The sequence below is a fragment of the Flavobacterium sp. MDT1-60 genome (assembly GCF_014844035.1).
Classification (GTDB): Bacteria; Bacteroidota; Bacteroidia; order Flavobacteriales; family Flavobacteriaceae; genus Flavobacterium.
Map to the genome: position 1 here is coordinate 1 of NZ_CP062159.1, position 15,745 is coordinate 15,745.

Annotated in this window: 8 protein-coding genes and 4 pseudogenes; 4 read left to right on the forward strand and 8 right to left on the reverse strand. The window is 35.0% G+C overall.

Annotated features, from left to right (window positions below; translation table 11 throughout):
• Positions 1-111: 111 nt before the first annotated feature.
• The 3 genes and pseudogenes from IHE43_RS00005 to IHE43_RS23990 form a co-directional block, all read right to left on the reverse strand.
• Positions 112-549: pseudogene (locus IHE43_RS00005) on the reverse strand (single-stranded DNA-binding protein).
• A 569-nt stretch (positions 550-1,118) separates the two neighbouring features.
• Positions 1,119-1,304 (reverse strand): hypothetical protein, encoded by a 186-nt coding sequence (locus tag IHE43_RS23985; protein ID WP_370526677.1) that lies wholly within the window; start codon positions 1,302-1,304, stop codon positions 1,119-1,121.
• Positions 1,305-1,341: 37 nt separating this feature from the next.
• The gene (locus tag IHE43_RS23990; protein ID WP_370526753.1) at positions 1,342-1,515 is read right to left on the reverse strand and encodes a hypothetical protein; all 174 of its coding nucleotides are present in this window, start codon (positions 1,513-1,515) and stop codon (positions 1,342-1,344) included.
• A gap of 241 nt (positions 1,516-1,756) precedes the next feature.
• On the opposite strand from IHE43_RS23990, the pseudogene IHE43_RS00015 reads away from it, so the two are divergent.
• Positions 1,757-2,060 (forward strand): annotated as a pseudogene (locus IHE43_RS00015) (HU family DNA-binding protein).
• Between the two features lie 370 nt (positions 2,061-2,430).
• A pseudogene (locus IHE43_RS00020) lies at positions 2,431-3,975 on the forward strand (Rne/Rng family ribonuclease).
• A 295-nt stretch (positions 3,976-4,270) separates the two neighbouring features.
• On the opposite strand, the gene IHE43_RS00025 reads toward IHE43_RS00020, so the two are convergent.
• The 5 genes and pseudogenes from IHE43_RS00025 to IHE43_RS00045 form a co-directional block, all read right to left on the reverse strand.
• Positions 4,271-4,843, reverse strand: a complete 573-nt coding sequence (locus IHE43_RS00025) for a Crp/Fnr family transcriptional regulator (protein WP_192186102.1) — start codon at positions 4,841-4,843, stop codon at positions 4,271-4,273.
• 48 nt (positions 4,844-4,891) lie between these two features.
• Positions 4,892-5,116: a DUF2798 domain-containing protein gene (locus tag IHE43_RS00030; RefSeq protein WP_192186103.1), complete on the reverse strand. Its 225-nt coding sequence runs from the start codon at positions 5,114-5,116 to the stop codon at positions 4,892-4,894.
• 117 nt (positions 5,117-5,233) lie between these two features.
• A pseudogene (gene pbpC / locus IHE43_RS00035) lies at positions 5,234-7,608 on the reverse strand (penicillin-binding protein 1C).
• A 131-nt stretch (positions 7,609-7,739) separates the two neighbouring features.
• Positions 7,740-13,418 (reverse strand): alpha-2-macroglobulin, encoded by a 5,679-nt coding sequence (locus IHE43_RS00040; protein ID WP_192186109.1) that lies wholly within the window; start codon positions 13,416-13,418, stop codon positions 7,740-7,742.
• A gap of 183 nt (positions 13,419-13,601) precedes the next feature.
• The gene (locus tag IHE43_RS00045; protein ID WP_192186110.1) at positions 13,602-14,045 is read right to left on the reverse strand and encodes a nucleoside deaminase; all 444 of its coding nucleotides are present in this window, start codon (positions 14,043-14,045) and stop codon (positions 13,602-13,604) included.
• A 220-nt stretch (positions 14,046-14,265) separates the two neighbouring features.
• Between IHE43_RS00045 and IHE43_RS00050 the strand changes: the two genes are divergently transcribed.
• Entirely contained in the window at positions 14,266-15,102 is an 837-nt protein-coding gene (locus tag IHE43_RS00050; protein WP_192186111.1) for an energy transducer TonB, read from the forward strand.
• Entirely contained in the window at positions 15,102-15,719 is a 618-nt protein-coding gene (locus tag IHE43_RS00055) for a hypothetical protein (RefSeq protein ID WP_192186112.1), read from the forward strand. The genes IHE43_RS00050 and IHE43_RS00055 overlap by 1 nt, the downstream gene beginning before the upstream one ends.
• The last annotated feature ends 26 nt before the right edge of the window (positions 15,720-15,745 follow it).

Sequence of the window (15,745 nt, forward strand, 5' to 3'; positions counted from 1 at the left end):
AACAGCAAAATAAATATTTCCGACAAAACCAATTATTAAATTGATGTCTAAAGTTGTAGTAAAAAACAAAACTGGGCTCCGGGTCCAAATTAAAAAAGATTAGTTAAACAATCAGAAAGGCAAGTCGTTTATAGGCAGGCTTTCGTTCGACGCATCAAAGTTAGTATTTTTGTGGATTCCCTGATCTGATGTGGCTTATGATTTCCTGTTTCTTTTTGGTAGTCAGGAAAGTAAACTCAGTAAACCTGAATTTCGGTCGTAATTTCGTTGTGCCGTCTTCGGCTTGCCATTGACGAGATTTATACGTCCTTCAACATATATTTTATCGCCTTTCGATAAATATTTCTCACAGATTTCAGCCGCTTTATTGCGTACAACTAAATTATGCCATTCTGTTGAAGTTATTTTTTCGTTGGTCGTTTTGTTGATATATACTTCATTTGTAGCTAACTGAAAACGACCGATGCAGTTTCCTCCATCAAAATAATGCATTTTCACATCATCACCCAAATGGCCAATCAGCATTACCTTATTTAAAGTTCCGTTCATAGTTTTTAGTGGTATTTACCCCAAAGATACATTTTTTTAGCAAATTATTTCCTGCTTTTCCATAAATTATAAATCACAATTGGAAAAGGAAAATCTTTTAAATCATGGTATTCATGCCGTTCGCAATTTTTTCTTTAATTTAACCTTCCAGAACTGATTGAAGATGTTGATGCGAAAGCTTATGAATAACAGTCCTTTCCGCACACTCCTCTATACCTATATAGTATAGGAAGGAAAAATATCAAACTGAACTGCTTTTGAACAACATCAAAACCAACAATTCATCTGTTTCTAAAAGAGGAAATTCATATAGATATGCCAAATTCCTTTTGCTGTTCTTTTTTGAATTAAGTGTTTCCTAAAGCGTCATCCAAAATCAAATAATTAAAGAAGCGATTCGTCACTTTTACTTTTTTGATTTTACCGGTAAAGCATCAACTTTCTTTTTTTGCAAAGCCGCACAACTTCGTTAAAAACACAAATCATACAATTCGGACTTTTAGGTACGCATTGCAAAGCGCCAAATTCCATTATTGCCTGATTAAAGATTGCCGGGTTATTTTTTGGCATTAATTCAAAAGCCAGTTCTGTAAATTCTTTTTTGTCGCCGGGCAGACCAATATCCGATTCAATATCAAAATAACGGGAAAGCACCCTAAATACATTTCCATCACAACCGGAACAGCTTCATTATACGAAAAAGAAGCAATCGCAGCGGCAGTATATTCACCAACACCTTTTAATTTTAATAACATGCATAGTTTTCAGGAAAAACTCCATTTAACTCATTTGCTACATATTGAGCCGTTTATGCAAATTTCTTGCCCGGGAATAATACCCGAGACCCTGCCAAAGTTTCAAAACCTGTTCTTCTGATGCATTTGCCAAATCAAACACTGTAGGAATTCTTGCGTAAAAATTGAAAAAGTAAGGCATTCCCTGCGCTACTCTTGTCTGTTGCAGCATAATTTCTGAGAGCCAAATTAGGTACGGATCGACCGTATTTCGCCATGGCAAATCACGCTTGTTCTGTAAATACCAACTTATCAATATGTTTATGAAAATCCATTGTAAAATCCTTTGAAAACAAAAGTAAATGTTTATGTAATTAAAATTTAACGAATTAGCTTGATTAATATTTTTTAATTCCTATATTTGCAAACTCAAAAAAATAGTACATCATTTATAAAATAAAATAGGAAAGAAAATGACGAAAGCAGATATCGTAGCGAAAATTTCAGAGAAACTTGGTCCTTGAAAAAGGAGATGTTCAAGCAACAGTAGAAACTTTTATGGAAGAAGTTAAAACTTCATTAGAAACTGGTGACAATGTTTACCTAAGAGGTTTCGGAAGTTTTATCGTAAAAACCAGAGCTGAAAAGACAGGAAGAAACATTTCAAAAAAACACCACAATCAAAATTCCTGCACACAACATTCCTGCGTTTAAACCTGCAAAAGTATTTGTAGGGGAGTTAAAACGAACAACGAAGCAAATAATACTATTAATTAATCATAAAATCGACACGATATGCCAAGTGGTAAAAAAAGAAAGAGACATAAGGTAGCTACTCACAAAAGAAAAAAAAGAGCGAGAGCTAACCGTCACAAAAAGAAAAAGTAGTTTTAAACTACTTTTTTCTTTTTAAACGTTCATTGAAATTGGAAATTAGTCTCAGTACTCAGTCACAGTCTGCAGCTTAAAACTGCCAACTGATACTGAAACTGCTTACTAAAATCCCCCGGGTTAATACCTGTTAAAAATATTGTTTATCCATCTGTAGATAAGATTTTAGATTTTAGATTTCAGATTTTAGGCTTTTAAGTCTATATTCTATTTTCTATATTCTATTTTCTGAAAAAAACAGATAAAAATTTACAGTGTGAATAAAGAATTAATCATTAGATCTAGTTCTGAAGCCGTAGATTTTGCCTTATTAAAAGATGGAAAACTAATTGAATTACACAAGGAAGAAGAGAAAAGCAACTTTCAGGTTGGTGATATTTTTATCGCCAAAATACGAAAACCAGTTGCTGGACTTAACGCTGCTTTTGTAAATGTAGGCTTCGAAAAAGATGCCTTTTTACATTATCACGATTTAGGACCTAACTTAGCTTCCCAACTGAAATTCATAAAACTTGTAAGCGCAGGTAAAATAAAAGATTTCTCCCTAAAAACCTTTCAGTTTGAAAAAGAGATTGACAAAGATGGCATCATTACTGATATTTTAAGTGCCAATCAATCTGTTTAGTTCAAGTTGTTAAAGAACCTATATCGACCAAAGGTCCAAGAATTAGCGCTGAGCTTTCATTGGCAGGAAGATTTATTGTTCTCGTTCCGTTTTCTGACCGTGTTTCTATTTCTCAAAAAATAGAGGACAAAAAGGAAAAGGATCGTCTAAAAAAACTTGTTCTATCTATCAAACCAAAAGGATTTGGTGTTATTGTTCGCACAGTAGCCGAAGGCAAAAACGTAGCCGAATTAGAAAAAGATTTGCAGAACCTGCTTAGCAGATGGACTGCAATGTGTAAAAAATTACCAACTGCTCATCATCCATCAAAAGTATTAGGAGAGCTCAACAGAGCTTCTTCGATATTAAGAGATGTATTTAATGATACCTTCAGCGGTATTCAAATAGATGACGAAGAGTTGTACCATCAAACGAAGGAATATCTGCAAGAAATTGCACCTTCAAAACAATCAATTGTAAAGTTTTATCAATCAAACGACACTCCAATTTTCGAGAAATACAATATAGAGAGACAAATCAAAACTTCATTTGGACGTACCGTTTCCATGAGTAAAGGCGCTTATCTTATTATCGAACACACTGAAGCTCTTCACGTTATCGACGTAAACAGCGGAAACCGTTCTAATAAGGCGACCAATCAGGAAGACACAGCCATGGAAGTAAATATGATCGCTGCTGCTGAAATTGCCAGACAACTTCGTCTGCGCGATATGGGCGGTATCATCGTGATTGATTTTATCGATATGTCTAATCCTGAAAACAGGAAAGTTTTGTTCGACTTCTTGCGAGAAGAAATGAGCGACGATAAAGCAAAACATAAAATATTACCGCCAAGTAAATTTGGTTTAGTCCAGATTACAAGACAGCGGCGTAAGACCAGAAGTAAATATTAAAACTAGAGAAGAAGATCCAAACAATGAACATGGCGAAATTGAAGCGCCAATTTTGATCATTGATAAAATCGCACTAGATTTAGACCGACTTTTAAAAACCCACAAAAGTGTTGTGCTTAATGTACATCCGTTTGTGGCTGCATACCTCAGCAAAGGTTTTCCATCATTACGTTCAAAATGGTTTTTTGAGCATAAGAAATGGGTGAAAATCATACCTCGTGACGCTTACACGTACTTAGAATACCATTTCTATGATAAAAAAGGAAATGTTATTCTAGAATAAAATAAAAACCGCCTCTCGAAAGATTGGCGGTTTTTTATGGGTTTTTTTTCGCCACGACACGAGCGAGAGCGAACTGGCGAAGCAATTACACGAATGAACACCAATTATTTTTAATTTTAATTCGTGAATTCGTTGGCTATTTTCAGGAGCTCTTTCCAGCTATCCGCTTGTATCTTTTCCTTGCTAAAGGAGCAAGAAAAAGGATACCGCTCCTATCTGGGCTAGACAGCAGTTTTCATAATTCATTTTACCTTTTACAAGATCTAATCAGGAATGCAATTGAGTAAGGGGAAAATTAGTAGCGTTTAGATTTTAATCTACTCAATGTTTCTTGTGAAATATTCAGGTAAGTTGCTACTATTCTGTTTGGTAAACGCTGAATAATCTTCGGATTTACATCCATCAACTGTTTGTATCTTTCTGTTGCATCAAGAGTTAAGAAAGACATAAGCCTATTGGTATTAGTTACATAGGCGTTTTCTAAATAATGTCGATAGAATTTTTCCCATGCCGGAATAATTTCAAGTAAATGATAAAAATCCGGGCTCGAAATATAAAGTAATTCTGTTGGTTCTAATGCCTGAATAAATTCTAACGATGGCTCATTTGAAATAAAACTACACAACGCAGTCGCAAAGTTATTTTCAAATGCTAAATATCGCGTTGCTTCCTGCCCATTTTCGGTAATAAAATATATTCGCAAACAACCTGAACCCACAAAAAAGCTTCTTTGATTCATCTGCCCCTGAACTACTAGCAACTCATTCTTCTCCGTCTTTAACGGTTTAAAATAAGAAAGAATTATGGCTAACTCTTCGTCTGTAACAGTTATAATGCTTTTGATGTAATTAGCGAGTTGCTCTATCATTTATCAATTTCTAATATTCACGAATATACAAAAAACCTATTCCGTAAATTATGATTTTGAGGTTGTTCTTTCTGCTAATTTTCTAGCATTCGGAATGATAATAAAGGCTGCTAAATATGCTACAGGCAACATAACACTCCAAGCCTTAAGAAACTTTAAAAACCAATCTTCACCAAAACCATAATTACGCATTAATCCCACAAAGGCCATAATTAACGTCATTGGAATCACAACAAACAATGTGTTGATGTACTTAAAATACTTTTTCTTCATTTTTAAATTTTGTTTAATAATTAATTTACCGCAAAGGTGTATAAACAAAAAAGTAAAAATTTTGATGTAAATCAAAAAGCGCTATTTAGGCTAAATTATATTCATTTTCAAAAAAACTCACTCCCTCACAATTTCAATTTTCCTTCTAATTTCATTTCCAAAAGCATCTACAACCGTAATATAATGAGTCCCTGAGGTTGGTGTAATTGGCAATTCATGAAACGTTTTGGTTGTTGCTTTATAAACATCATCAACATACCAAAAAAGTTCTTTATCTCTTTCAGATAAGCTACTTTTAAAATTACAGGCTGTACCTCACTGTTAAAATTCTTCGTTAAATAAATTTTACTATTCGTTTTCGGATAAATAAAATCCATTGTTGTGGTTTGTGTTCCCTGACAATCTTCTTTAAACGGAGGCAAAGGCAAATATTCAATATGCTGGCTTTTATAATACCACGCCATAACCGGAGGCAAAACAAACCAGCTTTTAGTCACAATATTATCAACGCTTTCACAACTGCTATTTACCTGGAATCGCTCTGATTTATCTAAATGAACCTTTTTATGATACGGACAAACGGCTGTTGATTTTCCTTTTTTAGAAACCCATTGTTTGATTTTAGGGCAATCTTCTTTCGCCAGATAACCGCTTAAGCGGCAAACCTCAACTTCTTCTAATCTTTATAAGGTGTTTCAAACCATCTTTGTCTTGGCAATAAATTAAAAACATCAAATAAAATTGGTGCTGCACTGGTCACTCCGGTTAAAGTCGGTCTTCCTTCGCCTGTCGCATTTCCAACCCAGATTCCAACTACATATTTTGAATTGGTGCCAATTGCCCAGGCATCTCTATTTCCAAAACTTGTTTCCCGTTTTCCAGGCAATTTTCAACGAGCTGTCATAAAACTTCCAGGCTTCATCTCCTTCTGGCCTGTTTACTTCTTCCATTGCATTATACGTTAACCAAATTGATCCGGCACCTATTATATTCTTCTGATCAGATTCCGAACCAAAATCAGGCTCAAAATCATTTTTATAATTCAGCTCTGCAAATTCTTTTGTACGATACTTCGCTTGATTTTTAGTATAATAATTTACTGTTGAAGATAAACCTGCGTAAGTTCGGCACAAATCCCATAAATTACTTTCGGCACCACCTAAATAAGTGACAATCCGTAATGATCCGGCGTTTTATTAATGTCTCTCAATTTGAATTTTTGCAATTCTTCATAAAACTTATTCACACCAAAATCCTGCAGCATCAAAACTGCCGGGATATTTAATGATCGAGACAAAGCCCGATGCGCCGGAACAGCTCCATCAAATGTGAGGTTAAAATTTTGCGGTGTATATCCTGCGATTTGCGTTGGTACATCGGCAACTAAAGTATTCGGCAGTAATTCACCGTCGTCTAACATTCCGGCATATAAAAGCGGTTTTTAAAATACTTCCGGTACTTCTTGGCGCGTCAATAATATCAACATCTTTTTGATGGTTATTATCTGTTGGAGCATTTCCAACGTAACTCATCACATTTCGATTTGAAACATCGATAACCAAAATTGCCAGATTGTTTACTTCATTTTGTTTATACTGATTGTAGTAATATCTTGCAATTTGATTGACTCTATTCTGCAAAGCGTAATCTATTGTCGTTTTTACACGAGTTCCTTCTTCATTTTTTGCCACACGCTGTAATAAATGAGGCGCAATTTGAGGTAAATCATAGGGTTTTTGAGGTAATGGTTCTTCTATTGAAAGTTCATAAGTCTGCTTGTCAATTATGCCTTCCTGATGCAATTTCAGTAAAAGCCTATTACGTTTATTTAATAATTTTATCTGGTTTTTTCCCGGGTAAATTAGACTTGGTGCATTAGGTAAAACGGCCAATACAGCATTCTCAGCCCAGGATAATTGACTAGATTGCACACCAAAATAACGCCACGAAGCCATTTCAAGTCCAACCACATTTCCTCCAAACGGCGCATGAGCTGCATACAATTCTAAAATTTCATTTTTAGAATACCCCAATTCTAATCGGGTTGCCAGAATAATTTCGATTAATTTTTCAAAATAAGTCCTCCCTTTTCCTTTTCGGGATAAGCGAATAACTTGCTGCGTCAACGTACTTCCGCCTCGCACAACTTTCCCTGCTTTATTGTTTTGTTTAATGGCGTTTACCATCGCAACGGGGTTAAATCCGGGATGTTTATAGAAATATTCGTCCTCAAAATAGACAATACATTTTTTGAATTTATCCGGTACACTGTCTTGTGCAGGAAAACGCCATTGTCCGTCATCGGCTATTTTCGCACCAAGTAATTCTCCTTCCTTACTTTCAATTACCGTAGAATAAGGTTCCTGAAATAAAGTTCTAGGAATAGAAAAATAATAAATCAGCAAGAGTATAAATACAATTGCCGATTTTATTTTATTCTTTTTTATCCAATTTATAATGCGTTGTGAGAACGCTATTAATTTATTTTTCAACCTAATAGTTATTAACCGCAAAGAGCGCAAAGGTTTACGCAAAGTTCGCAAAGTTTCTTTTTACCACAGATTACACAGATTAACACAGATTTAAAAATCCTTTTAATCCGTGTAATCTGTGGCTAATTATTTTATTTTACCACCTCAACCCAGAATCCTTTTGTTCTGGCTAAGAATGTATTATCATACATCGCTTCACATTGTAAACCTGGCAAATAATAATTCCCAAGATAAGAAGCATTCAACAAAATCCTGAAAACTTTTGTTTCTCCTGCTTTCATTCCAAAATAAAAATTAGTTCTGTCATCACGAATATCAATATAATCTGCAATGTTGTTTGTTGCATCTCCGTAATCAGTAAAACGAGTATTCACAATTTCAAAACCTGAAGGCAGAATTTGAGATAATGCAACATTTTCTACATGCTCATTTCTTTGATTTCTTATGGTAACTTCAGCGATAAACTCGGTTCCCTGGCTAATTTTAGAAACATTAATAACACTTCCTTTTCTGTTTTTGAAAACAATAGAAGCCGAAACATCACTCTGAATTGCTTTCTCTTGTCCGATTGGTAATATTCCGGTATTTAAAACACGAACGTAAACTGTGTTATTTTTAATGTTTTTCAGCGTTACACTGTTAGACCCCGTTTGAACAACCAAACTTCTGTCTGCGATTGTTTTTTGAGTATTTATCCTCTCGCCTTTTCCGTTTTTGCTAAACTGAATATTAATTCCTTTTGGACCGTTGCTAACGGCGAATTTAGACATTGCATACAAACAATAAGCCGTGGTCTGCGTGCTCATCCACTGATTGTTTGACATTTGTTTGGCTAATTTTGAAGCCATATTAAATGCTTTTTGTTTTTGTCCTAACAGCAGCATCGTTTCCAAAGCCATGGCTCTGTTTCTTTCGCTTGAACCATAATAGTAATAATTATAGTTACTCGATTCGTCTTCAATTTTACTATGTAAAAACAGGTTCAATCCTGCTGATTTTTGTCCAGCCAAAACATATGCTGCCGCTAAACGCAAATTACTTTCGTTCGAAATCCCTTTGGTTTCTCTTAATCTGTTCATTGAAGATAAGTCGGCATTTCCGGCTAAAGCCAAAGTGTATAATCTATAAGCCTGAGCCAAGTCGTTCCCGTATTTCGGTTCAAAACGCCATTGTTTTGCTTCTTTTTGCTGGTACGAAATCCATTTTGATTTGAAATTAATTGGCAAAACGTATCCTTTTTTCTCTGCTTCAATAAGGAAATGACCTGCATATGAAGTTCCCCAATCATCTGCAATCGTATTTCCTTGCCAATAAGCCACTCCACCATTTGACAATTGAAAACTTCCTAATCTTGTAATTCCGGCCGTGATATTCTTTTGAATAATTCCTTTACGAGTCGCATCTAAATCAACAACATCATTTAAATACAATTGTGGAAAAACCGAAGAAGTCGTTTGCTCCACACATCCATGAGGATACTGAATAAGGTATTGCAATCTTCCATTTAAATTCATGGTTGGCATTGATGAAACTTCTAATCTTGCTTTATTACTTCCAGAAACTCCAAATGTTTTCCAAGAAATAGTTTTGGTACTATTTGGAGGCAAAATCACATCTGTAAAAGTATTCGTAACCGGATTCGGATTTGTCATATCGATTTCTACATCATAAACCGATTTCTCTTTTCCTGAAGTGGCGATAACCTGCACTTTTGCAATTCCGGTAGCTGAACCTACAACTAAATTAAAATACGCCATTTTTTCATCAGGCGAAGCAAAAGTCAAGGATTGCGTTGCACTTCCCATAACTTTTAAGCCATTGCTGGTTTTAATCTGAATCGAAACATTTTTGATATTATTCTCTGTTGCAAAAACCGTAACAGGAATAGTTACTTTTTCTGAAGGCGAAATTTTTCTCGGCAATGAAGCCAAAACCATCAACGGACTTTTTACCGGAGTTGCTTTTTCAACACTTCCGTAAGCACTTGTATTGGCATCGCCCGCAACCACCATCGTTCGAACAGAACCAATATATTTCGGCAATTTTAATTGATGCGATTTGGTTTGCCCTTTTTCTAATTTAAACGGACCGTAATACAATACCACAGGTTTAAAACGATTTGCTTTTTTAGCTTTTCCACCGCCCAAATCCTGATCTCCACCAATACTGAAAATCTGATTTATTTTTCCACCATATGCACCTATTACATCATCATAAATATCCCATGTTTTAACGCCCAAAGCTTCACGAACATAAAAACTATCCCAGGCGTTTGGTGTTTTAAAACGGGTTAAATCCAATAAACCTTCATCAACAACTGCAATGGTATAGGTCATTTCTTTTCCGGTTTTTTCTCCCACTTTTACCGTAAAGGTCTGCTCTGGTTTTAAAACATCCGGCATTGAAAGTGTTGGTGCCAGAATGGTATTTTTATCCACCACTTCAATCGGAACAATTCCGTACATACGAATTGGCGAATCATTTTTAGTGGATGCATGTGGTTGTAATAATGTGATATTAAAATAGACATTTGGAGCCATCGCGGAAGTAATTGGCACTTCTACTTTTGTTTCTCCTTTTTGTGTTTTAGCCCAAATGGTCTGTACTACTTTTGATCCGTTCTCGATAGAAATCAAAGCTCGTCCGCCTTCACTTGAAGGGAAAGAGATCTGCGCTTTTTCGCCTACTGCATAATTCTTTTTATCTGTAGAAAAAACTAACATATTGGCTGTTGAAGCATCTCTGTTTCGTGTTTTTCCAGACCAAATTGGCCAGTCTATATTAACCGTTAAAGCCGTTGCATGACCATCTGTATTATCTGAAACTCGAATTAAATAACGGCCCCATTCTTCATCAGTCAATGAAAACTGAACACTTCCTTTTCCGCTTGAATCGGTATTGATTACAAATGTTTTGTAAGAAGTTGTGGCATTCGAAGAATTATAATTCGATAAATTATCACTCGAAGCATCCCACCACCAGCGCCATTCTACTTTATAAACCTTAACTTCAAGATTTCTCACCGATTTTGGTCTTCCATTTTCATCAACCGTCACAATATCAAAACGATTGTTAGTTCTGGTTTCCAGCATTCCGTATTTGTTTGGTTCCGGTGATTTAATTCCAACATAGGTTTTGTATGGAGAATAAGTCGTCGAAATCACATCGGTACTAAAATCTCCACCTTCTTCATACACTTTTGTGATGAACGAAGCACGAAGCATCCCTGGTGCCTGACCTTGCAATTTGGGTTGAATATTTACCGATGCTTTTCCGTTTTCGTTTAATTTTCCCGAGAAAACATTAATTTCTTCTGTGCTGAATTTACGTACTAAATCATCAAAACTAAATTTCTCGTATCCTTTAAAAGTAGTTGTTTGCTGAGAAAACTTTGCCTGCATTTCTACATTCAGATTTTTAGCAATGGCACCGTGAAGCCAGGTCACTTCGAGATTGCTCGTATTTGGATAAGAAGACGAAAGCGTTTTTCTGGAGAAATTATTTTTGATTTTTAAACGATTTGGTTTGATTGTTTCGATTTTAATGCTTTTGTAAAATTTAGCGCCACCAACACTTACCATCGCTTCCCAATTTCCTGTTGGTGCGTCCTGGCTTGTTGGAACGGTAAAAGCATAATGATTTAGTTCATTAGTTTTTTGAACCGTCTGATAAACTGTTTTTCCATTCGGATCGTTTAATCTAAATTTGATTGGATGTGATTTTGGAAGTTTATTTGAAGCATCATTTAAAATGAAAGACAAATACAAATTATCACCCGGACGCCAAACGCCTCGTTCTCCATAAATAAAGCCTTTTAAACCTTTTTGCAGGGTTTCGCCGGCAACATCAAAATTACTGACAGACAAAGAAAGTCCGTCATCCAGCTTCACGTAAGTGGATTGATTTCCTAAGGAAACTATGGCAAAATAAGCAAATTTATCCAACTGAAAGGAAGCGATTCCTTCACTACTTGTTGCTCCTGTACCAATTTTCTGTTGTTGGAAATTATACAAATCCACTCTTGCATTCGAAACCGGTTCAGTTGTTACAATATTATTTACAGCAAATAAATACGATTTGTTCTCGCCTCTTTTTGCAATTACTCCCAAATCTGTTGCCAGAATATTAGTTGCGATTTTAGCATTATAATAATAAGAGCTCGTACAAGGATCCTGGCTTTCTCTCCATTCGTAATCATCATAATAGTAGTCGTCGTAGGAGTTACCACTATAATTTACATCATTTTCATCAACTTCTTCCTCTTCTTCATCATTTGAATCTTCTTCTGAAGATTCGCATTGGTATAATGAATATTTCTTTTTATAAACAAACTCTACTCTGTAAATTGCTCCCGGTTCCGGCGTGATTATTTTGGATAAATCCAACGCAAAAGTGTTCCACTTACCAGGATTTATCAATTTACTTTCAATTAAATTCAGCGTTGTCCTGGCGACGGGCTGAGCCACTTTCTTGAGATTTTGAGCTCCGTTTAATTCATTGTACTGCAAAAACTGCAGGATATTGTTCTTGTAAATTTTATAGACTTTTACATCTACAGCACTTAAGTTTACCGCTTCAAAATTCAGTTTTAAATTATTGGAGCTTGGCAGAATGGTTCCGTTTTTAATGAATTTGATGCTTGGTTTTATTTGGTCAAAAGATATTTTCTCGGTGTAATTTGAATCCATTTTTTTGCCATACTGACTTTCGATTCCCTGAAAAACTTCAATCAATAAATCTCCGGCCAAAATTTGTTCGGGTTCGGCTGTGGTTTCTTCTTCCTGAACCACTTCTACGGCATCGCCTACAACCGCCGCAGCGCTATCAATCACAACTGCAGCCGAATCTACTAAAGAAACCGCAGTTTCTTCTACCGGTACTGAAACCGTAACTTCTTTTTGAACTGGTGCTTTTTCATTATTAAAATATACTTTCAGTAAATTTCCCTGAGTGGAGAATTTCAGATTATTGGTATTCTGAATCGAAACTAACCCTGCAAAATCCTGTCCCTTTTCTAAGGGCTCAGAAAAGTTAATTAAAACGGATTGATTGCTTCCGTCCGGAACCTCAACTTTAACGATTTTAAATTCGTTTATATTCGTAATCGGAACATCGATTTGACCTTTCTGATCAATATCAAAATCACTTCCGTCGTAAATAATCTCCAGATTTGTGGCTTCAGAATAACGCTGAATACTGTCAATTATAAAATGGAATTCTTTTCCTGAACCCGAGTTTTTCTCAAATTTAATTTTAAGATTATTCCCTTTTTGTTTGGCTTCAACTAACTTTTTAGCCGTTTCAATATCGATATTATCCGCTGTTTTTAGCACGCAGTTCAGGTATTGATATTCTTTACTGTAGGATTGAATATCAGCAGTATTAATCGTAAAATCCTGCTTGATGGTTTTAACCGTAAAATTAAAATCCGAAAGATCTTTTTCTTTCTCTTTTGGAAGTGTGATCAGTTTATCTAAGTTTAAAGTAACCTGATATTCTGTTCCGGGTTTCAACTTTTTTTCCGGGATAAAAGCAATTGTATTTGGAGAAAGTGCTACTACTTTACCGTCAACACTCGGGGAAATATCAAACAAATCGCTGTCTAAAACCTGATTGGCTTTCCATTCTTTTTTATCGAAAGCCAAAACCACCCGAATATCAGATTCCGACGAGACTATCCCTCCGGTGAAACTGACTATATACTCTTTAAATAATGAAAAATCGGAATTGAAATCGGCTGCTGATTTTCTGCCGCAAGATTGAAAAATAAAAAACACACAAAACACGAGAACTAATCCTTTTGCTTTCACTTTTATTTAGAGTTAATGGGTTACGAATTTTAAGAAATGACAGAACGTTTTAACATTTTACTATTAAAACCATAACTAGCCAAATGCCAATTATATTGTAGTAAATGTAAAGTATTTTCTGTGATTTTTTAAGAGGAAAATTCGCTAAGTGAAATTATTTTTTTGAAGTAAAAAAGGAAGTGTTTATTTACGTCTTTCAATAAAAAATCGTTTCATTAAATCGGCAGCTTCATTGGCCATAACTCCAGAAACGACGGTAGTTTTAGGATGTAATTTTGTTCCCATGACCATAAAACCACGTTGCTCATCACGAGCGCCAAAAACAATTTTCGAAATCTGACTCCAATACAAAGCGCCTGCACACATTTGGCATGGCTCAAGAGTCACATATAAAGTACAATCTTTAAGATATTTTCCGCCAAGAAAATTTGCTGCAGCCGTTATGGATTGCATTTCCGCATGAGCCGTAACATCGTTCAACAATTCCGTTAAATTATGACTGCTTGCAATTACTTTATTGGCTACTACAATAACAGCGCCAACAGGAATTTCGCCTTTATCGAAGGCCATTTCAGCTTCCTGCAAAGCTTTTTTCATAAAGTATTCGTCTGTGAAGGGATTTATCATAGTTGCAAAAGTACATTTTTGAAATAATTATTCCTGAATTAAAGATTTAAAAAACATTGATAAAACCTAATATTTTTCTCTCTTCTTAATTACTTATTAAAATTAATCGCCTCAAATAAGGTGATTTTTTGAGGCGATTAACACAATTAATTGCCTCATCCTTTTTGAAAAGGATTTTCGTATTTATTTTTTATTACATTTAAATATTGAAATTTCAAACATGGAAAGAAAATATAAATTAACGATTCCCGAAACTTGTACAGAAAACTGGGACAAAATGACGCCAAATGAAAATGGTCGTTTTTGCCTGAGTTGTTCTAAAACTGTCGTTGATTTCACCTTGATGTTACCCGATGAAATTCAGCATTTTTTCATCCAAAATCAAAACAATAAAATCTGTGGAAGGTTTAAAAACGAGCAATTAGAAAGCTTAATTATTCAGATTCCAAGTCAGGTTTTATATACACAGACAAATTATCATAAAATATTTTTATTGGCTTTGTTTATTGCTATGGGAACAACTTTATTTAGTTGTCAGGATAAAGATGGAAATAAAAATAAAATTGATAAAATCGAGATTGTTGATAATACAGAGAAATATCAAGATGAAAATGAGGTTCATTCTTCATGTTATGGGCATGAGGTCGAATCCAAAAAACAAAAAACAAAAGAAAAATTTACCGGCATGATTACACAAGGAGCGGTAGTTCCCTCTACTTCTATTGAAGAAGGGACTTTTAATTATCACATAATTTATAATTCAACTGATTTAGACGTCGCACCAGTTCCAGAAAATGGAATGAAAAAATTTCTTGATTTTTTTAGCAAAAATTATATTACTCCAAAAACAGCAGAAGGATTTAGAGGCAGAGCTTTTATTATTTTTGTTATAGAACAAGATGGCAGTTTAAGTAATTTCAACATAATTAAAAATACTCCGAAAGAAATAGGAGAAGAAGCGATTAGAGTTTTGAAGACAGCTCCAAATTGGCTTCCCGGAAAATTAAACAATCATGTTGTGCGATCTTCTTATATTTTACCGATTAGAATTCAATAATGGAAATAAAACACAAAATAACCATACCTGATCCTTGCACAGAAAACTGGGACAAAATGACTCCAAAAGATAATGGCCGTTATTGCCTGAGCTGTTCAAAAACCGTTGTCGATTTCACTTCGATGTTGCCGGATGAAGTACAGCATTTTTTCATCCAAAATCAAAACCAGAATATCTGTGGGAGATTTAAGAAATCTCAATTAGATACTTTAACAATTCAAATTCCGAGTTGGATTTTGTATGCACAAATGAATTATCATAAAACATTTTTATTGGCTTTGTTTATTGCCATGGGAACAACCTTGTTTAGCTGTCAGGACAAAAACGGAAATAAGCAAAAAATTGATAAAGTAGAAGTTGTTCAAGATGATGTTCCAGTAGAGCATATTTCTGTTGGTGATCCAAAAATCACTAATTCACACGATACCCTTGTACCGCCTCCACCACCGCCTCCAAAAGTTGATCATGTTAAGTTTGTAAAACCAAAAGAAAATGATAATCTAAAATCTGAGAAAACAGAAAACAAGAGAAATAGCGCTGCAAAAGTGGCAATTCACGCTTCTCCCACCGGAGAAGTTGTATCTGAAACCAATGCAGAATTTCCAGGCGGAATTTAGCAATTCTATAATTATTTTGGAAAGGA

Bases quoted from the DNA above. Each gene is read 5' to 3' on its own strand.
- IHE43_RS00050 (WP_192186111.1), top strand. From the start codon at position 14,266: ATGGAAAGAAAATATAAATTAACGATTCCCGAAACTTGTACAGAAAAC.
- IHE43_RS23990 (WP_370526753.1), bottom strand. From the start codon at position 1,515: ATGCTGCAACAGACAAGAGTAGCGCAGGGAATGCCTTACTTTTTCAAT.
- IHE43_RS00025 (WP_192186102.1), bottom strand. From the start codon at position 4,843: ATGATAGAGCAACTCGCTAATTACATCAAAAGCATTATAACTGTTACA.
- IHE43_RS00045 (WP_192186110.1), bottom strand. From the start codon at position 14,045: ATGATAAATCCCTTCACAGACGAATACTTTATGAAAAAAGCTTTGCAG.
- IHE43_RS00030 (WP_192186103.1), bottom strand. From the start codon at position 5,116: ATGAAGAAAAAGTATTTTAAGTACATCAACACATTGTTTGTTGTGATT.
- IHE43_RS23985 (WP_370526677.1), bottom strand. From the start codon at position 1,304: ATGTTATTAAAATTAAAAGGTGTTGGTGAATATACTGCCGCTGCGATT.
- IHE43_RS00055 (WP_192186112.1), top strand. From the start codon at position 15,102: ATGGAAATAAAACACAAAATAACCATACCTGATCCTTGCACAGAAAAC.